Annotated in this window: 18 protein-coding genes and 1 pseudogene; 8 read left to right on the forward strand and 11 right to left on the reverse strand. The window is 71.6% G+C overall.

Going from position 1 to position 18,335, the window contains the following annotated elements:
- Window positions 1–2,244: 2,244 nt before the first annotated feature.
- Entirely contained in the window at window positions 2,245–2,634 is a 390-nt protein-coding gene (locus tag ACFWBY_RS02305; RefSeq protein WP_385330477.1) for a hypothetical protein, read from the forward strand.
- Window positions 2,635–3,025: 391 nt separating this feature from the next.
- Here the strand turns inward: ACFWBY_RS02305 and ACFWBY_RS02310 are convergent.
- The 3 genes and pseudogenes from ACFWBY_RS02310 to ACFWBY_RS02320 form a co-directional block, all read right to left on the reverse strand.
- Window positions 3,026–3,139: pseudogene (locus tag ACFWBY_RS02310) on the reverse strand (AAA family ATPase); the annotation flags it as partial.
- A gap of 38 nt (window positions 3,140–3,177) precedes the next feature.
- Window positions 3,178–3,840 (reverse strand): GntR family transcriptional regulator, encoded by a 663-nt coding sequence (locus ACFWBY_RS02315; RefSeq protein ID WP_385330474.1) that lies wholly within the window; start codon window positions 3,838–3,840, stop codon window positions 3,178–3,180.
- 83 nt (window positions 3,841–3,923) lie between these two features.
- The gene (locus ACFWBY_RS02320; protein WP_385330471.1) at window positions 3,924–4,685 is read right to left on the reverse strand and encodes a phosphoglyceromutase; all 762 of its coding nucleotides are present in this window, start codon (window positions 4,683–4,685) and stop codon (window positions 3,924–3,926) included.
- Window positions 4,686–4,848: 163 nt separating this feature from the next.
- On the opposite strand from ACFWBY_RS02320, the gene ACFWBY_RS02325 reads away from it, so the two are divergent.
- Entirely contained in the window at window positions 4,849–6,144 is a 1,296-nt protein-coding gene (locus ACFWBY_RS02325; protein ID WP_385330469.1) for an MDR family MFS transporter, read from the forward strand.
- A gap of 58 nt (window positions 6,145–6,202) precedes the next feature.
- On the opposite strand, the gene ACFWBY_RS02330 is transcribed toward ACFWBY_RS02325, so the two are convergent.
- Window positions 6,203–6,697 (reverse strand): YbjN domain-containing protein, encoded by a 495-nt coding sequence (locus tag ACFWBY_RS02330; RefSeq protein ID WP_385330467.1) that lies wholly within the window; start codon window positions 6,695–6,697, stop codon window positions 6,203–6,205.
- A complete protein-coding gene (gene mshA, locus ACFWBY_RS02335) occupies window positions 6,690–8,078 on the reverse strand; it encodes a D-inositol-3-phosphate glycosyltransferase (RefSeq protein ID WP_385330464.1) in 1,389 nt (462 codons plus the stop codon). The genes ACFWBY_RS02330 and mshA overlap by 8 nt, the downstream gene beginning before the upstream one ends.
- 165 nt (window positions 8,079–8,243) lie before the next feature.
- Between mshA and ACFWBY_RS02340 the strand changes: the two genes are divergently transcribed.
- The 3 genes from ACFWBY_RS02340 (at window position 8,244) to ACFWBY_RS02350 (ending at window position 12,001) form a co-directional block, all read left to right on the forward strand.
- Window positions 8,244–9,053: a class I SAM-dependent methyltransferase gene (locus ACFWBY_RS02340; RefSeq protein ID WP_385330462.1), complete on the forward strand. Its 810-nt coding sequence runs from the start codon at window positions 8,244–8,246 to the stop codon at window positions 9,051–9,053.
- Between the two features lie 153 nt (window positions 9,054–9,206).
- The gene (locus tag ACFWBY_RS02345) at window positions 9,207–10,256 is read left to right on the forward strand and encodes an NlpC/P60 family protein (RefSeq protein WP_385330459.1); all 1,050 of its coding nucleotides are present in this window, start codon (window positions 9,207–9,209) and stop codon (window positions 10,254–10,256) included.
- Window positions 10,257–10,759: 503 nt separating this feature from the next.
- On the forward strand, window positions 10,760–12,001 hold the full coding sequence (locus ACFWBY_RS02350; RefSeq protein WP_385330457.1) for a PP2C family protein-serine/threonine phosphatase: 1,242 nt from the start codon (window positions 10,760–10,762) through the stop codon (window positions 11,999–12,001).
- A gap of 90 nt (window positions 12,002–12,091) precedes the next feature.
- On the opposite strand, the gene ACFWBY_RS02355 is transcribed toward ACFWBY_RS02350, so the two are convergent.
- The 3 genes from ACFWBY_RS02355 to ACFWBY_RS02365 all read right to left on the reverse strand — a co-directional run bounded on the left by ACFWBY_RS02355 (window position 12,092) and on the right by ACFWBY_RS02365 (window position 13,608).
- Window positions 12,092–12,436 (reverse strand): DUF2516 family protein, encoded by a 345-nt coding sequence (locus tag ACFWBY_RS02355; protein ID WP_385330454.1) that lies wholly within the window; start codon window positions 12,434–12,436, stop codon window positions 12,092–12,094.
- 124 nt (window positions 12,437–12,560) lie between these two features.
- A complete protein-coding gene (locus tag ACFWBY_RS02360; RefSeq protein ID WP_385330452.1) occupies window positions 12,561–13,139 on the reverse strand; it encodes a hypothetical protein in 579 nt (192 codons plus the stop codon).
- 25 nt (window positions 13,140–13,164) lie between these two features.
- Window positions 13,165–13,608, reverse strand: coding sequence for a helix-turn-helix domain-containing protein (locus tag ACFWBY_RS02365; RefSeq protein WP_385330450.1), 444 nt, complete (start codon window positions 13,606–13,608; stop codon window positions 13,165–13,167).
- A gap of 132 nt (window positions 13,609–13,740) precedes the next feature.
- Here ACFWBY_RS02365 and ACFWBY_RS02370 point away from each other — a divergent pair, with 132 nt between their 5' ends.
- Both ACFWBY_RS02370 and ACFWBY_RS02375 read left to right on the forward strand, forming a co-directional pair.
- The gene (locus ACFWBY_RS02370; protein WP_385330447.1) at window positions 13,741–14,559 is read left to right on the forward strand and encodes a hypothetical protein; all 819 of its coding nucleotides are present in this window, start codon (window positions 13,741–13,743) and stop codon (window positions 14,557–14,559) included.
- Window positions 14,556–14,927 carry a hypothetical protein gene (locus ACFWBY_RS02375; protein WP_385330445.1) on the forward strand — a complete coding sequence of 124 codons (372 nt, stop codon included), beginning with the start codon at window positions 14,556–14,558 and terminating at the stop codon, window positions 14,925–14,927. The genes ACFWBY_RS02370 and ACFWBY_RS02375 overlap by 4 nt, the downstream gene beginning before the upstream one ends.
- 15 nt (window positions 14,928–14,942) lie before the next feature.
- On the opposite strand, the gene ACFWBY_RS02380 is transcribed toward ACFWBY_RS02375, so the two are convergent.
- From ACFWBY_RS02380 to ACFWBY_RS02390, 3 genes are all read right to left on the reverse strand, one after another.
- On the reverse strand, window positions 14,943–15,704 hold the full coding sequence (locus ACFWBY_RS02380) for a putative protein N(5)-glutamine methyltransferase (protein WP_385330443.1): 762 nt from the start codon (window positions 15,702–15,704) through the stop codon (window positions 14,943–14,945).
- Window positions 15,705–15,837: 133 nt separating this feature from the next.
- A complete protein-coding gene (locus ACFWBY_RS02385) occupies window positions 15,838–17,082 on the reverse strand; it encodes a GNAT family N-acetyltransferase (RefSeq protein WP_385330441.1) in 1,245 nt (414 codons plus the stop codon).
- A gap of 87 nt (window positions 17,083–17,169) precedes the next feature.
- Window positions 17,170–17,817 carry an AmfC protein gene (locus ACFWBY_RS02390; RefSeq protein ID WP_385330438.1) on the reverse strand — a complete coding sequence of 216 codons (648 nt, stop codon included), beginning with the start codon at window positions 17,815–17,817 and terminating at the stop codon, window positions 17,170–17,172.
- Window positions 17,818–17,898: 81 nt separating this feature from the next.
- Between ACFWBY_RS02390 and dtd the strand changes: the two genes are divergently transcribed.
- A complete protein-coding gene (dtd, locus tag ACFWBY_RS02395; protein ID WP_385330435.1) occupies window positions 17,899–18,324 on the forward strand; it encodes a D-aminoacyl-tRNA deacylase in 426 nt (141 codons plus the stop codon).
- Window positions 18,325–18,335 lie beyond the last annotated feature (11 nt).

Raw genomic sequence — 18,335 nt, forward strand, 5'->3', positions numbered from 1 at the left:
TGCCACCGGCCCGACCACGCACTCACCCGGGAAAGTCCGCGGACGTCGTGCCGAATCCGCTCGGCTCCTCCGAGCCTTCACCGAAGCCATCCGGGGGCGTGTTGGGCTTGTCGTTGACGGGCCCGGTCTCGCACGGCGTGGATCTCGTGTTGTCGCAGGGAGGCTGAGGCGCGGGCGCGGGCGAGGGGAGAGGCTCGGGGGGTGTGTTGGGTCTTTCGTCGACCGGCCCGGTCGGGCACGGCGTGGACGTCGTTTCGCAGGGGCGCTGAGACGCCGGCGCGGCCGGCTTGCCGGTGTGCGGTGTCGCCGGGGCGGCGAATGCGCTGGAGGGCAGCAGTGCGCCCGCTGCGGCCAGGGCGACCGAGGCGGTAGCGATCACGAGACGCTGCGTCCGGAAGATGTGCGGCATGGGATTCTCCTTTGCCGATGAGGGGTGAAAGGCCGTCGCGCGGCCCTGTCGTCCCAGGTAAGGCCCGGCAGGCGATCGCGTCATGCCCCTACATTTCGGGACTTGACAGCCCCCTCGCGGCAAAGAGCCCCCTACCTGCTGAGAACCAGCAGGTAGGGGGCTCTTTCGGTGGTTCGGTTTACTTCTTGCCCTGGGTCTGGCGGGCCCGTCTTCCTGCCCTGGTCAGAGGCCCGCGCACCCTGCCGACCTGCTGCCGAGCTGTCATCGTTGGTCGTTGTCCGTCGCCCTCGGTCACCCTCGCAGGGCCCAGAGAGGGCCCAGGGATGGGGCCCCGGCCGGCACCAACCCGCCTTCCCAGTTCCCACGTGGCGGCTTGTCGCTTGTCTTGTCGCTTGTCGCTTGTCGTCCCTGTTTCCCTAGGTCACGCCTGAACTGCACGGCACCGGACGGCCACGAGGGCTTGAGGGACAAGCGACAAGCGACAAGCGACAAGCGACAAGGCAGCAGGCCATGGTCCTACCCCAGGGAGATCCCGGGTCACGGAACAAGCAAGAGGAGCACGCCGCCGGGCGGGAGTGCTCCTCTTGTCTGTTCCTGCGGGAACGCCGCCGCCGAACTTGGGCACCTACTGGGTAGTGGGTAGTGGGGTCCCCAGTAGAAACGGACTGGTGAAGGCCCCGGGTGGTGCTAGTGGGCTGTCCTACTGGGTAGTGGGGCGGGCACCCCACTACCCAGTAGGACAGCCACGTGGGAGCGAGGCCTTCCAAGAGGGCGGGGGTGGAGACAGCCAGCCCGCTTGGAAGGTCAGTCCGGTCACGGGCAAAGGTGGCTCTTCAGGGAAGACGGCCGCAGCCACCTGAAGAGCCGCCGTCGCCACAGGAGAGAGGCGGCAACAGTGCACGCGGCAGGACCCCGAACCTCCCCCTCACGAAGCAGCTCTTAGCCGGTGGAGCACCTGCCGTCCTAGAGAGTTGAGAGAAGACAGTGTCCGCAGCGTCCGCCGGGCACTCTGACCACCCTCTGACCTGCACGAATTGTGCGGACGCTAAGAGAATTGGCTAGCGTCCGACAGCTTCCGCAGCGTCCGCAGCACCCACCCCCGGCTAAGAGCATCACCGCAGGTCAAAGCTGTCCCCAGGGGAAGGCCCTGCGGACGCTATGCCCCCACTGGGCGCGACCGCGAGACGAAGAAGCCACCCAGACGCGGCCGGGTGGCCTCTTCCATACGGCTGCCAGCGGGCGACGCTAGGGAGATCAAAACGGTCACAACATCGGACGCAGTTACCGGTTACCGGTTACCGGCTGACGGCACCGCCCCTCCCCGACCTGAACAGCGCGAACCGGCGTCCACGCGGCCTGTAACCGGTAACCGGTAACCGCCCCACGGCGCCTCGGAAAGAGGCTCAGCGTCACGGGCGTCACGGCAGCCGTGACGCCAGAGGCACGCAGGTCCAGGGCACCGAGGCCAGCCAGGCCGTCACGTGTGACCTGTGACAGCGAAGTTGGACGGATTGCCACCGAAGTTGGACCGAACGCTGTTTAGCGACGAGAAAGTTGGACCGATTGGGGTGGGTGCATGCTCGGTGCGGGTGCCTCGCTGGGGTGCTTCACGGGGTTTTGGTATGTGATCGTGTGGCTGGCTTCTACCGTCGCGGGTGACGAGCCCGCCGAGGTGCGCGGGCGTTGAGGCGAGAGTGAGCGGAAGCGGTGCCGTCGTTGATGGCCGCGTTGCAGGCCAGAGCAGACAAGGCCCAGATGTGGGCCGGGCGGGACGGTGACTGCGGGCCCACCGGATTTCCGGGCGGTCAGGCCGTCATGCTAACTAGGATTGACCCATGACTAGTCGACGTCAGCTGATACTTCGCCTGTCACTGCCCCTGCCCCTGCTGTTGGCGTCCACGCTCTCCCTGGCGGCCTGCAGCTCGACGCCCTCCAAGGCCACGGTGGCGGCGCGCGAGTTTGCCAAGTCCGCCTGCGCCTCCCTACAGCAGCTGACCGACCACCTCGCCCGCCCCCGGCCGTCAAATCTGACTGACCCCTACTACCAGACCGCCCAGCAGTACCTGAACACGGCGACCAACCGAGCCGCCGACGCGGCTCAACAGGACCATGGCTACCAGGAGTTCGCCGACACCCTGCACCGGGCGGCCGAGACCTGGCAGGTCACCTTCACGCTGGACGAGGCCGAGCCGCTGATCCAGCAGGCGCGGAAGGAGAAGTGCTGACGCTCTCGACGTGAACCTAGTGACGCTGGGGCGTCACACCCATGACGTCCCGCCAGTCGCCCACACGGCAATGCCCCACTGAGCGGCGAGCGCGAGCGCAGCGAGCTGCCAAGGGCCGGCGGCCGCAGGCCGCTCCTTCTAGCTGCTTCTCCAGCTCGCAGAGCCCCGGAAACAGATGCTAGGTCTAGCAACAGGGGTCGCTAGGTCTAGCCCCAGTCCTAGCAACTTGAAGGGCCACTGACCTGGGATCTAGCGACTAGCAGGGGGTACGCGAAACCCCGGCATCCGACCGGAAACCGGGGCTTCGGGGGTCACCAGCGCTCGCTAGCCGGGCAGGAAGCCAGGGCTCTCCGGCCCCAGGGCCCGGAAGTTGGCGAGGTCGCCCTGCGCAGCCTCTTCCACCATGCCGCCGGAACATCTCCTCATCAGGGCAGAGCCTGACGAAACCGCGGTCCGTCAGTACGCGGGACAGGGTGGTCTTCCCTGAGCCGGGCAGCCCAGCCATCAGCACGCAGAGCGGCCGGACGGCCCCGCCAGCGGCCGTCACTGGGTGACTTCCGATTCCGTCTGCCACGTCCGACCCGGGCTTCCGAGGTCGACGCCGTACTCCACGACATCGCCCGCGCTGTTGACGAACTTCGCCATCATCACGACTACCGGCTCACGCGAGGGCTTAGCGCTGTCCAGCTCCAAGAGTTCCGCGTCCTCCGACGTCAGTAGTCGCGCCGCCACGGTGTCGATCCGATGAGTGATCGGCTTGCCGGTAATCAGCGCGATGAGCTGGAGCGACGTTCCGCCGGTCAGCCGCTCGCTCATCGCAAGCTGCGGAATCGCCTTCCCGAACTGAGCAGGGATCCACGACGTCGAGTGGGCGACGATGCCCTGCCGGTCGCGATAGACACGGCGCCGCCGGATCACCTCCGAGCCGGGCTTGATGTCCAGCGCCTGGGCGACGTCCGCCGGCGCCGACACCACCGATGCTTGGTGGGAGTCGGACCGTTCTCCGGCCCCCCAGCTCGACCCGCTGTGGCGTCCTCGGTCCTGGCGCTGAGAGCCTGAGGACATCGGCGCGGGACGGTCCAAGACCTCGGTTCCGATTCCGTGGATGTCCCTGACGAGCCCGTCGCTGCGCAGCTTCCTCAGCGCCTTCTCGGCGGTCGCCGTGCTGACGCTCCACTCCTGCGCGAGGTTCGGACGGTCCCCCACGCTGAGGGCCCACAGTGGGCCCAGGGCAAACGAATGCCCCCGATCTGCACCGTGTGCGCAGGTCGGGGGCATGATCACTATTCCTACTTCTTCTTGCCCTGGTTCTTGACGGCCTCGATGGCGGCCGCCGCGGCGGCCGGGTCGAGGTAGGTGCCGCCCGGGTTGAGGGGCTTGAAGTCGGCGTCCAGCTCGTAGGCGAGCGGGATGCCGGTCGGGATGTTCAGGCCCGCGATGTCGGCGTCGGAGACCCCGTCGAGGTGCTTGACCAGCGCGCGCAGGGAGTTGCCGTGGGCGGCGACCAGGACGGTGTGGCCGTCCAGCAGGTCCGGGACGATCGAGTCGTACCAGTACGGGAGCATGCGGACGACGACGTCCTTGAGGCACTCGGTGCGCGGCCGCAGCTCCGGCGGGATCGACGCGTAGCGCGGGTCCTCGGACTGCGAGAACTCCGTACCGTCCTCGAGGGCCGGCGGCGGGGTGTCGTACGAGCGGCGCCACAGCATGAACTGCTCCTCGCCGAACTCGGCGAGGGTCTGGGCCTTGTCCTTGCCCTGGAGGGCGCCGTAGTGGCGCTCGTTCAGGCGCCAGGAGCGGTGGACCGGGATCCAGTGACGGTCGGCGGCCTCGAGCGCCATCTGCGCGGTGCGGATCGCGCGCTTCTGGAGCGAGGTGTGCACGACGTCGGGGAGCAGGCCGGCGTCCTTGAGCAGCTCACCGCCGCGGACCGCCTCCTTCTCGCCCTTCTCGTTGAGATTGACGTCCACCCAGCCGGTGAACAGGTTCTTCGCGTTCCATTCGCTCTCGCCGTGGCGGAGGAGGATCAGCTTGTACGGTGCGTCGGCCATGCGTACGAGCCTAATGGACGCGCCCGGCGGCCCGCGCGCGGTGTGGACGGTGCGGGGAGGGGCCTCCGATTGACGGCTGCCGTCAATCCAGTGGCTCTGCGGGCCCGCTATCCGTAGGGTCCGAACTTCAAGAGGGACACTTACATCGCCGGGGGGATTCCGTATGTCCGCTGCCAGTTTGAGACGGGCCGCTCGCGAGAGCGTGGCGGGGCTGCCGCGGGAGTTCTGGTGGCTGTGGACGAGCACGCTGGTCAACCGGCTCGGGGCCTTCGTCGCCACCTTCATGACCTTGTACCTGACGCTGGAACGCGGCTATTCGGCCTCCTTCGTGGGACTCGTGGTGGCCCTGCACGGGCTCGGCGGTGTGGTCTCCTCGCTGGTCGCGGGCGTGCTGACGGACCGGCTGGGCCGACGGCCCACGCTGGTGGCGGCGCAGGCCTCGACGGCGTTCTCGGTGGCGCTGCTCGGCTTCATGGAGCAGCCGGCGGCGATCGCGGTGGTGGCGACGCTGGTCGGCATGACCTCCAACGCCTCGCGCCCGGCGGTGCAGGCGATGATGGCGGACATCGTGCGCCCCGAGGACCGGGTACGGGCCTTCGCGCTGAACTACTGGGCCATCAACCTCGGCTTCGCCGTCAGCTCGATGGTGGCGGGCTTCATCGCCGAGTACAGCTACCTGGCCGGGTTCCTCGGCGAGGCGGCCCTGACCCTGCTCTGCGCGGTGCTCGTGTTCATCAAGCTGCCGGAGTCGCGGCCCGTGAGGACGGAGGCGGAGAAGGCCGCCGCCGAGCCGGAGATCGGGCTGGGGACGGTGCTGCGGGACGGCCGCTTCATGAGTGTGGTCGGGCTGTCGTTCCTGATCTCGCTGATCTTCATGCAGGGGTCGTTCGGACTGCCGCTCGCGATGGGCGCGGCCGGCTTCTCGACGGCCGACTTCGGCTTGGTGATCAGCGTGAACGGGCTGTTGATCGTGCTGCTGCAGATCCCGGTCACGCGGCTCATCGAGCACCGCGACCCGCAGAAGCTGCTGGTCGTCTCGGCGCTGCTCGCCGGGTACGGATTCGGGCTGACGGCCTTCGGCGGCTCGGTGTGGAGCCTGTCGCTGACGGTCTGCGTGTGGACGCTGGCCGAGATCGTCAACTCGCCGACCCAGATGGGCCTGGTGGCCCGGCTCTCCCCGCTGCACGGGCGGGGCCGCTACCAGGGCATGTACACGATGTCCTGGGCGGTGGCCTCGCTGGTGGCCCCGCTGATGGCGGGCTACGCGATCGAGCACCTCGGCGCGGGGTGGCTGTGGGCCTCCACGGCGGTCCTGGGGACGGTGGCCGCGCTGGGCTACTGGCTGCTGATGCGGGGGCTCCCCGAGGGTGGGCCGGGAGAGGCCGGGGGCTCCACCGGGGCCGCCGTCACGGCGAAGCCGGCCCTGGCCGCCGACGCCTCCAGCCCCGCCGGCGTCTGAGGCGCGGGGCCGGGACCGGAACCAGGGCCGGGGTCCGGAGCAGGGCTCCGGCCGGGCCTCAGGCCGACGGCTGCGTCAGGTTCTTGAAGGCGTCGAGGTTGCGGGTGGACTCGCCGCGCGAGACGCGCCACTCGTACTCCCGCCGGATCGCGCTCGCGAAACCCAGCTCCAGCAGGGTGTTGAAGGCTCCGTCCGCCGCCTCCAGGACCGTGCCGAGGAGTCGGTCCAGGTCCTCCGGGGTGATCACGGACAGGGGGAGGCGGGCCGTCAGGTAGACGTCGCCGAGCGCGTCCACGGCGTAGCCCATGCCGTACAGCTTGAGGTTGCGCTCCAGCAGCCAGCGGTGGACGCCGGCCTCGTTCTCGTCCGGATGGCGGATGACGAAGGCGTTGACCGACAGGGAGTGCTTGCCGACCTTGAGCGAGCAGGTGGTGCTCAGCTTGCGGGTGCCGGGGAGCTGGACGACGTACGTGCCCGGTGACGGGCTCTCCCAGCTCAGTTCCGCGCCGGTCAGCGTCGCTTCGATGATCCCGGCGGTGTCAGCGTCAGCCATGGTGGGAGCGTACGTGACGGCGGTGCTCGTGCATCGCCGCGGTGTACACGTCGGCCGTGCCGCTCGCGGCCGTGTCCCAGCCGAAGAACTGCGCGTGCCGCGCGGCCGCTGCGCCCATCACGTCCGGGAGCCCGGGCTCGTCCACGAAGCGGCGTAGCTCGCGGGCGTAGTCCACCGGGTCGTGCCCCGGTACGAGGATGCCCGTCACACCGTCGTTGACGGCGACCGGCAGCCCGCCGACGGCCGCCGCCAGTACGGGTGTTCCGGTGGCCTGGGCCTCTATGGCGACGAGCCCGAAGGACTCGTTGTACGAGGGCATGACCAGGACGGACGCCGCCCGGAACCAGTCCGCGAGCGCGTCCTGGGCCACCGGCGGGTGGAAGTGGACGAGGTCCGCGATGCCGAGCTTCGCCGCGAGCTTCTGCAGGCCTTCCGGCTTGGCCAGCCCGCTGCCGCTCGGCCCGCCGACGACGGGCACGAAGAGCCGGCGGCGCAGCGCCGGATCCCGGTCCACCAGCTCGGCGACGGCCCGCAGGAGGATGTCGGGAGCCTTGAGCGGCTGGATGCGGCCCGCGAAGAGCGGGATGACGGCGTCCTGCGGCAGTCCGAGGCGGGCCCGGGCGGCGGCCCGGCCGTCGGCGACGGTGAAGCGGTCGAGGTTCACGCCGGGATGGACGACCGCGACCTTCCCGGGGTCGGCGTCGTAGTGGCGGACCAGTTCGTCGGCCTCCTCGGCGGTGTTCGCGATGAGGCGGTCGGCGGCGGTGACGATCTGCGTCTCGCCGATGACGCGGGCGGCGGGCTCGGGGGTGTCGCCCTCGGCGAGCGCCGCGTTCTTGACCTTGGCCATGGTGTGCATGGCGTGTACGAGCGGGACGCCCCAGCGCTCTGCGGCGAGCCAGCCGACGTGGCCGGAGAGCCAGTAATGGGAGTGGACGAGGTCGTAGTAGCCCGGCCGGTGGCCGGCCCAGGCCTGCATCACGCCGTGGGTGAAGGCGCACAGCTGGGCCGGCAGCTCCTCCTTGGCGAGGCCTTCGTAGGGGCCCGCGTCCACGTGCCGTACGAGGACGCCCGGCGCGAGCTCGACGACGGGCGGCAGGCCTCCGGTGGTGGCCCGGGTGAAGATCTCGACCTCGATGTTGATCGCGGCGAGGCGCTTGGCCAGCTCGACGATGTACACGTTCATCCCGCCGGCGTCGCCGGTGCCGGGCTGGTGCAGCGGAGAGGTGTGCACGCTGAGCATGGCGACGCGGCGGGGCTTGCGGTGGCCGCCGACGCCGGGGGGAAGCCGCAGGCGCGGCGGCTCGTGGCGGGTGGCGGAGCGGGCCGCGGCGATCCGTCCGCCGATGCTGCCGCCGATGCGGGACACGTACTGACTCAAGGGAGCAGTTCCTCTCGCTCGGACGGCATGACGCGGGGAGCGCGGTCGGCGCCCTTCTAGGAGTGCAACCCGGATGGCCGTCCCCCGCATTCCGGCGGCGTGAGGATTCCCGAGCTGTTTTGCCGGATTTTTATCGGGCGGGAGCGCTCCGCTTACTCTCTGCACATGGCTTCCCGCTCCACCCCGCCCCCTCGTCGGCCCGTCGGCACGGTGACGCGCGGGACCACCAACCCGAACCGCCTGCGCCGGATGGACCGCTGGATCGCGGCGACGCACGGGGCGGCGCTGCGGCGCGCGGACGATCCGGTGGCGGTGGACCTCGGCTACGGGGCCTCCCCCTGGACCGCGGTCGAGCTGCTGGCGCGGCTGCGCCGGGCGGCTCCGCGGGTGCGGGTGGTCGGCATCGAGATCGAACCCGCGCGGGTCGCGGGGGCGAAGCCCTACGAGCGGGAGGGGCTGAGCTTTCGGCACGGCGGGTTCGAGGTGCCGCTGGAGGGCGGGGTCCGCCCGGCGCTGATCCGCGCGGCGAACGTGCTGCGCCAGTACGACGAGGACCAGGTGGAGGCCGTGTGGGAGCGGCTGCGTTCCCGGCTGGCCCCGGAGGGGCTCCTGGTGGAGGGGACCTGCGACGAGATCGGGCGGCGGCACGTGTGGGTCGCGTTGGGGCCGGAGGGGGCGCGCACGGTGACCTTCGCTACCCGGCTGGGCTCCCTGGAGCGCCCCTCGGACCTGGCGGAGAGGCTGCCGAAGGCCCTGATCCACCGCAACGTGCCGGGCGAGCCGGTGCACGCGTTCCTGCGCGACTTCGACCGGGCGTGGGCGGCGGCGGCGCCGTACGCCTCGTACGGGGCGCGGCAGCGCTGGATCCGCACGGCGCGGGCGCTGGCCGCGGACTGGCCGCTGGCGGACGGGCCGGTTCGGTGGCGGCAGGGGGAACTGACGGTGCGATGGGAAGCGTTGAGGCCTTCGGGGTGAAGTTGAGTCCTTCGGGGTGAACGGGACGACGGGGGCGAGCGGGACGCATCGGGTGGATATCCACAAGGGTGTTGGATTTCATCGAGTCGTGGCACCATCCCGAAGGCAATGACAAGTTACTGACGATTAATCAATTTAGTGTCTGGGGGGACCATGAGGAAACGGCGACGGGGAACGATCGCCCTCACACTGCTCTGCGCGACGGCGCTGCTCAGCGCGCCGGGCCTGCTGGCCGGTACGGCGTTCGCGGCACCCGAACCCCAGCAGGGCAAGTCCCTGGATCAGGTCCGCAAGGAAATAGAGGACCTCTACCGCGAGGCGGGCGCCGCCACGGACGCCTACAACCTCGCGGAGGGCGAGACCAAGACGCAGTCCGCCAAGATCGTCGAGATCGCCAAGCAGGTCGTCGCCGGCCAGGAGCGGATCACCGGCCTGAAGAGCCGCGCGGGCGCGGCCGCCCGCGCCCAGTACCGCTCGGGCGGGCTGCCGCCGGGCGCCCAGCTGGCCCTGAGCAACAACCCGGCCCAGTTCCTGGACGGCTCCGACCGGCTGCGCCAGGGCGAGAAGGCGACCTCGGACCTGCTCTCCGAACTGAACCGGACCCAGGGCGAGTTGCAGCAGTACGCGAAGGACGCGAACGCGCACTGGCAGACGCTGGAGACCAACCGGATCAAGCAGGAGACCTCGAAGAAGCAGGTCGAGGAGAAGATCAAGGCGGCCGAGGAGCTCGAGAGCAAGCTGGAGGCCGAGCAGAAGGCCAAGCTGCTCCAGCTGGAGCAGGAAGCGCAGTACAAGGCGCAGACGGCCTGGCTGTCGACGGGAGCGATGAAGGACGCCACGGGCGCGGCGGCCACCGACGCGGGCAAGCGGGCCGTGCTGTTCGCCGCCGCGCAGATCGGCAAGCCGTATGTGTGGGGAGCGGTGGGACCCGGCTCGTACGACTGCTCCGGCCTGACCTCGCAGGCCTGGCGCTCGGCGGGCAAGGCGATCCCGCGGACCTCGCAGGAACAGCTGCGGCTGCCGAAGGTCGCGATCAAGGACATGCGGCCGGGCGACCTGATCATCTACTTCGACGACGCGAGCCATGTCGGGCTCTATGTGGGCGACGGCGCGATAATCCACGCCCCCCGCCCCGGGCGCCACGTCACGATGGCGGGCGCGGGCTCGATGCCGATCAAGGCGGTCGTCCGGCCGGACGCGTAGGGAGTACTGCCCGGGGGCGCGCCGGCGGGGCGGGCGCGACCCGGGCGAGCGAGTCGGCGGGACCGGTCCGGACTCGGACGGAGCGACCAGACCCGGATGAAGCGGCCGGGCCGGGCCGGGGTGGAACGGGTGGGAGCCGACCGTCCCGCGGCCGGGCCGAGCCGGGGTGGAACGGGTGGGAGCCGACCGTCCTGCGGCCGTCCCTGGCCGGGCCGGGGTGGAACGGGTGGGAGCCGACCGTCCCGCGGCCGTCCCTGGTGGTCGCGCCCGGTTCGGACGGGCGGTGCCCGGTGCGGTCGGCCGCGCCCTACCCGGGACGTTCCGGTGGGAGGGACGCCACACCCCCCGCGCCGTGACGTTGGTCATTCGGCGGGGCGGGCTTTCCCCCGGGATAACGGCATATGACGGAAGCCTCGCAGGCCAGGCATTCCGCTCCGCCCTTCCCGCCCGCTAGGGTCGCCCGGACGAGCGACCCCCCAGGGGGCGGGAAGGAACCGGAGACGATGCCCGTACCCGTACCGCGGCAGAGGGACATCCCGGCCACCGAGAGCGGTCCGGGCACCCAGTCGGCGCTCAACCTGCTGGTGATCGAGGACGACCCCGCCGGCGGCCTCACCGTCCCCGAGATCCTCGACACCGACGGCCACCGCATCCGGCTGCGCAGCGCCCGCAACCTCACCGAGGCCGCCCGCCTGCTCACCCCGGACGTGCACTGCGTGCTGCTCGACCTCGCACTCCCGCACGGCCCCGCCGGGCCGGCCGACGGCGCGGACCCGCTCGGCGCCCTGCGCCAGGTCCTGCGCATCGCCCCCCGCCACGCCGTCCTCGTCCTCACCGCCGAGGAGGACGCGGAGCGCGCCGCGGAGGCCGTACGGGTGGGGGCCCAGGACTTCCTGTTCCGCGACGAGCTCGACGGGCGCCTGCTCAGCCGGGCCATCCGCTACGCGGTGGAGCGCAAACGGGCCGACATCGCCCAGTACAAGCTCGCAGAATCGAAACTGCGCGCCCAGGAGAACGCCCGCCTGGAGCGAGGCCTGCTCCCGCACCCGCTCCTGGAAGGCTCCGACCTCCGCTTCGCGGCCCGCTACCGCCCCGGCCGCAGCCGGGCGCTCCTCGGCGGGGACTTCTACGACACCGTCCGCACCCCCGACGGGACCGTCCACGCCATGATCGGCGACGTCTGCGGCCACGGCCCGGACGAGGCCGCCCTCGGCGTGGAGCTGCGCATCGCCTGGCGCGCGCTGACCCTGGCCGGCCTGTGCGGCGACGACCTGCTCGCCACCCTCCAGGAGGTCCTCGAGGTCGAGCGCCCCTGCGAGGAGATCTTCGCGACCCTGTGCACGGTGGACATCGCCCCGGACGGCCGCCGCGCGGGCCTGTGCCTGGCGGGCCATCCGGCGCCGCTGATCTCCAGGCCGGGCCGCCCCGCGCGACTGCTCCCGTACGAGAACAGCGGCCCGGCGCTCGGCTTGCTGCCCCGGGCCCGCTGGCCCCGCCGCCAGGTCGAGCTGGGCGGCACGTGGAGCCTGATGCTCTACACCGACGGGCTGATCGAGGGCCGGATCGGCCCCGGCCGCGAACGCCTCGGGCAGGACGGCATGGTCGAGATGATCAACCGCCACCTCGACGACGGGCTGAGCGGCGAAGGCCTGCTGGAAGCCTCCGTGACGGAGGCCCGGCGACTCAACGGCGGCGAGCTCACGGACGACGTCGCCGTCGTCCTGCTCTCCCGCGCCGAGGGCTGAGCCGACCCCCCGGAGCCCGCAAAGCAGGACCGAGGCCGGAGCACGGGGCTCCGGCCGGGGCACGGGGCGACAGGATCCGAAAGAGACGGCCTAGCGTCCGCCGTTGTACGGCCCGTACGGCCCGTCACTGCTGCTGCCACCGCTGCGCCGGCCGCGTCCGCCGCCCGAGACCTGCTTGAGGGCGGGCCGCACGTCGACGAAGAACACGATGCTGGCGACCAGGCCGGCGATCTCCAAGAAGAGCATCCCCAGGAAGAAGTCCACGAGGACGGTGACTCCGAGGATGACCAGCCAGAAGGTCTTGGTCTGCTTGTCGGCCGCGCGGTACGCGTCCTCGCGCGCCATCAGCGCGAGCACGAAAGCCACGACGGCGAGCCCGAGCATGGCGAACCCCAGCAACGGCAGAACCCCGTTGTCGAACCCGTTCATCAACATCGCCTGACCGCCTTCTCACGCCTCGCACGCCGGATGCCGCCTGCCTCCACGCTACCGGCAGAGCCCCTTCCGCAAACACAACGGACCGGACACCCCTCGGGTGCCCGGTCCGCCGCACGCGTTCTCAGCTCTCCTCGACCGGCTCCGCGACGTCCTTCTTGGCCGCGGCCTTGCGCGTGGACGCCTTCTTCACCGGGGGCTTCTCCTCAGCCGCGCCCCGACCGGCCGCCTGCGACTGCGCCGGCACCTCGGGCTCCGCCGTCGCCGGCTCCGGCTCCACGACCACGGCGATGTCGACGATCTCCTCGGACACGTCGCCGCGCCACGCGCGCACGGCCTGCTCGCCGTGCTCGGCGACCTTGTCGTAGGCCTCCTTGGCCTTGACCGCGTACTCGGCGGCCACGCCGACCCCGCGCAGCGCCAGGTCCTGCGCGGTCTCCCCCAGCTTCTTCGGGTCGATTGCGCCGAGCACCTCGACGACCTTGGCGGCGACGGCTTCCTGCGCCTCCTTGGCCTTCTCCTGCACGACCTTCGGGTCGGTGTTCTTCACGGCCTCGATGCGCGCGGGGGCCTCGGCGCGCAGCTGCTCGATGAGCCCGGGCACCTTCTTGGCCTGCTGCGCGGCGAGGTCCGCGGTGCCGGCGACGAAGTAGAGCGGGGTCGGGTCGGTGAGGGTCTTCTTCAGGTCATCGGCGATGGCCATGTGCTGGTCCTCCCGGATCACAGTCTCAGTTCGTGTGGGTCGTGTCGGCATCGGAAGAGTCGGCGGTGGAGCCGGCGCTCTTCTCCTCGGCGTCGGCGGCCGCCTCGGCGGCTGCCTCGGTCTCGGCGGCGTTCTCCTTGCGGAAGGAGTCGTAGATCTGGAGCAGCACTTGCTTCTGCCGCTCACTGATCGACGGATCGGCGAGGATCACGGCCCTCGTCTCCACCTCGTCCCGGTCCCGCTCGTCCAGGATTCCGGCCTGCACGTACAGCGTCTCGGCGGAGATCCGCAGCGCCTTGGCGAGCTGCTGGAGGATGTCCGCGCTCGGCTTGCGCAGCCCGCGCTCGATCTGACTGAGGTACGGGTTCGACACCCCCGCCGCGTCGGCCAGCTGCCGCAGCGATAGCTGCGCCTGCCGCCGCTGCTCGCGGAGGTATTCGCCGAGGTTCCCGACGTTGAGCGATGCCATGCCCCGATCCTGCCGCACCCTGCTAACTATTGCAAGCAGCCGCTTGCAATAACTCCCACCGAGGACGTCCGCACCGCCGTCGGGGAGCTGTCGAGGTTGCGGTGAGGGGGCGTCAGTCGCGAGGATCGGGGGGTGTTCGAGCTGCTGCCGGGAATCGGGGTGCTCCTGCCGGGGGGCGCGGGGGTGCTGCGCTTCGGCATGGGCGGCGAAGCCGTGCGCGAGGTCTTGGGCGGGCTCGGGGAAGTCCGGTGGGACCAGGGCGTGGACGGGCTTGCCGACGCGGAGGGGCCCACGGATGGGGTCGCGGATGCGGTCGCGGATGGCGCGTGGGCCTGCGCCGCCCGGTGGGGCGATGTCGAGGTGACCGCCCACGCGTGCGCCTCGGACCAGCCGGTGGAGCCAGGCGGCGGGCCGACCTTGGCGAATGTGGTGCTGAAACGGTTCATCGGGCAGCCGGGCCGACGGAGGACGCCCGGCCGGACGCGCTGGCACTTTCCGGCGGCGGTGCCCGTCGCACTCGGCGACATCGACCTGTTCGGGTACCCCGCGGACGAGGTGGCACGGGCCCTGGCGGGTCTGGAGGGTCTGGGAGGTCTGGAGGGTGTCGAGGGGATGGTGGGTCCGGCGGCCTTGGACGTGCAGGGGTGGGAGCAGCGTCACGGCCACCGGCCCCGGCTCCGGAGCGTCCCGCCGGGCGGATATCTGCCCTCGGTCCGCTTGCGGGACGCACCGCCCCCGAAGGACCGCGGCGCCGCCGGGCCCGACCTCGCCTCGTACGCGGACATGTGGACCACCGGCCGGGACGCCTGGCAGCTCGAGGACACGGGCAGCGGCCACCTGATCACTACGAAAGGCGACACACCCATGCACCTGCCCATATGCCACGAGGAACTGGCCCAGCAGATCATCGCGAGGATGCTCGCGGCCGGCGTCGAGGTCGTCCCCGCATGACGGCCCCCTCCGCCCAGGCCCCCGCGCGCGGACGGTACCGGCCCGTCGGGCTCTTCGCCCTGGCGGTCGTACTCCTGGTGCCCGCCGTGCTCTGGTGGTACATCAGCGCGCAGAACGCGCTGCAGAACAAGAGCGGCACCGACTGGCAGGGCAACCACCGCGCGAAGCAGGAGCTCCAGCGCATGGGCCTGCTGATCGGCGGCGTGCCCACGGCCGGGGCGCTGACCGGCTGGATGGGCGCGACGCTCTCGGGCCGCCGCACCGGGCTCTGGGCGGCGACCGGCGCGCTGCTCGGGACCCTGGTCATGTGGGCGTTCGCCATCGTCGGCGTCCTGGTCTCCCTCGGGAGCCTCCAGTTCCTCGTCTGACGGCGTCCGCCCGGGCTACCCAGCCGTCGCGATGACCACCGTCGCGTAGTACTCCTCCGAGGTCACCGCCCGCACGGACAGGCCCGCCGCCGTCAGCGCCGACGCCGTGACCGGCGACTGGCGGGAGCTCGTCTCGATCAGGAGCCGGCCGCCCGGGGCCAGCCAGGGCGGGGCCCCCGCCGCCACCCGGCGGTGGATGTCCAGGCCGTCCGCGCCGCCGTCCAGGGAGACGGCCGGTTCGTGTTCGCGGGCCTCGGCCGGCAGCAGTCCGATCTCGGCGGTCGGGACGTACGGGGCGTTGACGACCAGCACGTCCACCCGCCCCCGCAGCGTCGCGGGGAGGGAGGCGTAGAGGTCGCCCTCCCAGACCCGCCCGCCGTAAGGGGCCACATTGCGGCGGGCGTACGCGAGCGCGACGGGGTCGATGTCCGCCGCGTGCAGTTCGGCGCCCGGCACCTGCGCGGCCACGGCCGCGCCCAACGCGCCCACTCCGCAGCACAGGTCCACGACGACCGCGCCGGGCCGGGCGAGCGCCACCGCCTCCTGCGCGAGGAACTCGCTGCGGCGGCGCGGTACGAAGGCCCCCTCGCCCACCTCCATGCGCAGTCCGCAGAACTCCGCCCAGCCGACGACGTGTTCGAGCGGTTCGCCCGCCACCCGGCGGGCCACCAGAGCGGCCAGCTGCCCCTCGTCCCCGGCGGCGGCGCTCAGCAGCTCCGCCTCCTCCTCCGCGAAGACGCAGCCGGCCGCGCGCAGGGTTTCCACCAGTGTTGCCAAGTACCTCAGTCCTCGGGATCTCACTTCGACATGACGGTCCTACGGTCCTACGGTCGTACGGTCCTACGGACGGACGGACGGACGGGACGGGACGGGCGGCAGACCGGTCTGCCGGTCTGCCGGTCTGCCGGGCTCAGAAGACGTCCGGGCACCAGGGCCGACGGGCCGTGCGGAACACCGCGTCCGCGAGCGCGAGCGCCCCGGCACGGTCCTCGGCGATCTCGCCGAGCGCCCCCAGCCGCACCGCCGACTCGTCGCCGAGGTACAGGGCCCCCAGGGCGGAGACGTCCAGCCGCAGGTCGGCCGGCTCGTCCGTGCGTACACAGGCCCCCGTGCCCGCGTCCAGCCGGTAGCGCCCGTCCGCCAGCCCGGCCTTGTCCGCGACCTCCAGGACGAGGATGCCGGGCACGGCGTACGTCCGCGCGCTCAGGGCCCGTTCGACGTCCAGGAGCCGGACCCACAGCCAGTCCGCCGAGGTCACCATCCGGGCCGCGCGCGCGTCGGGCAGCAGCCGGGTGACGAGGTCGTCGGGGGCGCGCAGGCCGGTGCGGACCTTCAGCACCCAGTCCACGGAGCACAGGAACCGCCACAGCTCCCGCTCCGCGTCCGGGGTGACGGCCAGGAGCTGCGTCACCCGCAGCGTGTTCAACGGGACCTTCGCGTCGGTCCAGTGATCGTCCGTGGAGTAGGAGACCAGGCCGGCCACCTCGCCGTCCTCCGTCCGGTACACGGCGTGGAACGCGGCCTTGTAGGGGCGGTGCGACATCTCCCGCACGCCCGTGGCCACCTGCCACCAGCGCGCGTCGCGGTTCACGACGCCGGGCGTGGCCGCCCGCAGCCGCTCGTGCAGCGCCGGGCCCACCTCCCGCACTTCGGCCCCGTCCACCAGGTCGATCCGGCCGCCCCCCGCGGGCACCGGCAGGCGGGTGTCCAGCCCGGTGCGCGCCACGTCGATCTCCCAGGCCGAGGTCGAGGTCGCGGACCCGAACCCGTACCGCCCGTAGATCGGGTACTCGGCGGCGATCAGCGTCGACAGCACGTCGCCGCGCGCCTTGGCCGCGGCCAGCTCGACGGTCATCATCCGGGTCAGCAGACCCTGGCGGCGGTGCGTGGGCAGCACCGTCACGTTGGTGACGGCGCTCGACGGTACGAAGGCTCCGCCCGGCACGGTCAGTTCCTGCGGGAAGGAGCGGAAGGTCGCCACGCACCTGCCGGTGTCGGTGTCGAACCCGCCCAGCGTCCGGGTCAGGTCGACGTGCTCGGCCAGCTGGGCGACATCTGCGGCCGTTCCGGGCTCCGTCGACAGGAAACCGGTGTTCTGGGCACGCAGCCACGCGGGGAGGTCGGATTCGGCGATGGGCCGGACGTCAGCACTCATAACGGCCCACGCTAATCGGCCCGGTCTGCCCCGTCGCCCGATTTTCCCCGGCCGCGCGGTCGCCGGCGCGGCCGGCGGGTCGTCCGCTCAGGCCAGCAGGTCGTCCACCTGGGCCTCGCCCTCGCGGTAGCGCCGGGTGATCTCCGCACTGCAGTCGTCCGCCGTGCGCTGCAGCTGCGTGCGACGCCGCGAGACCTGCTGCTCGTAGCGCACCAACCGGCCCATTCCCTCGTGCAGTTCCTCGTCCGTGCGCGCGCTCAGGTCCGACAGCTCCACGTCCGACAGCATCTCGGCCGCCAGCAGCCGGTACTCCTCGCTGTGCGGGGTGCCGAGCGTGACGTGCCGGGCGGAGGCGCTGCGGGTGGACGGGGCGTCCGCGAGGATCTCCGAGAGCCGGTCCACCACCGGCGTCTCGGGGTCCGTACGGCGGGCGAGCTCGGCGCGCAGGATGTCGATGCGGCCGTGGAGCAGCCGGCGCACGTAGCTGAGGTCGGCCTCGTCGCGCTGCGCGTCGCGGCGCAGCGCGCGCAGCTCCGGCAGGCCGAGCGCGGCGGTCACCACGGGCGGAGGGTCCGCGGCGCCGGTCCGCTGCACGGGCGGGCGCGGCGCCGGGAGCTCGGCGGGCCCGGCGGATGCAGCGGATGCAGAAGCGGGTGCAGGTGCGGAGGTATCAGAGATGTTCATGCGTTCGTGTCCGTCCCCTCGACCGGTGCTGGGGGCACCGCCTGCGTGCATCGTGCCACTCTCCGTGGTGCCGGTGCAGTCCCACTCCACCCGATCGGCCCCGGACGGGTGCACGCCTGGTACACAGGTGGTATGCGAGCAGTGGTGCAGAGGGTGGACGGCGCGAGCGTCGTGGTGGCCGGCGAGACAGTCGGGGAGATCGTCGGCGAGGGACTGTGCGTCCTGGTGGGGGTGACCCACGACGACACACCGGAGAAGGCGGCGCTCCTGGCGCGCAAGCTGTGGTCGGTGCGGATCCTGGAGGCCGAGAAGTCCTGTAGCGACGTGAACGCGCCGCTGCTGGTGATCTCCCAGTTCACCCTCTACGGAGACGCCCGCAAGGGCCGGCGACCCACCTGGAACGCGGCCGCGCCCGGACCGGTCGCCGAACCGCTCGTGGACGAGGTCGTGGCCCAACTGCGATCCCTGGGCGCGACGGTGGAGACGGGCCGGTTCGGTGCGGACATGCGCGTCTCGCTGACCAACCACGGCCCGTTCACCATCGTCATCGACATCTAGCCCGTCGGGGG

Origin of the sequence: Streptomyces sp. NPDC060049 (genome assembly GCF_042736715.1) — a bacterium.
Lineage (GTDB): Bacteria > Actinomycetota > Actinomycetes > Streptomycetales > Streptomycetaceae > Streptomyces.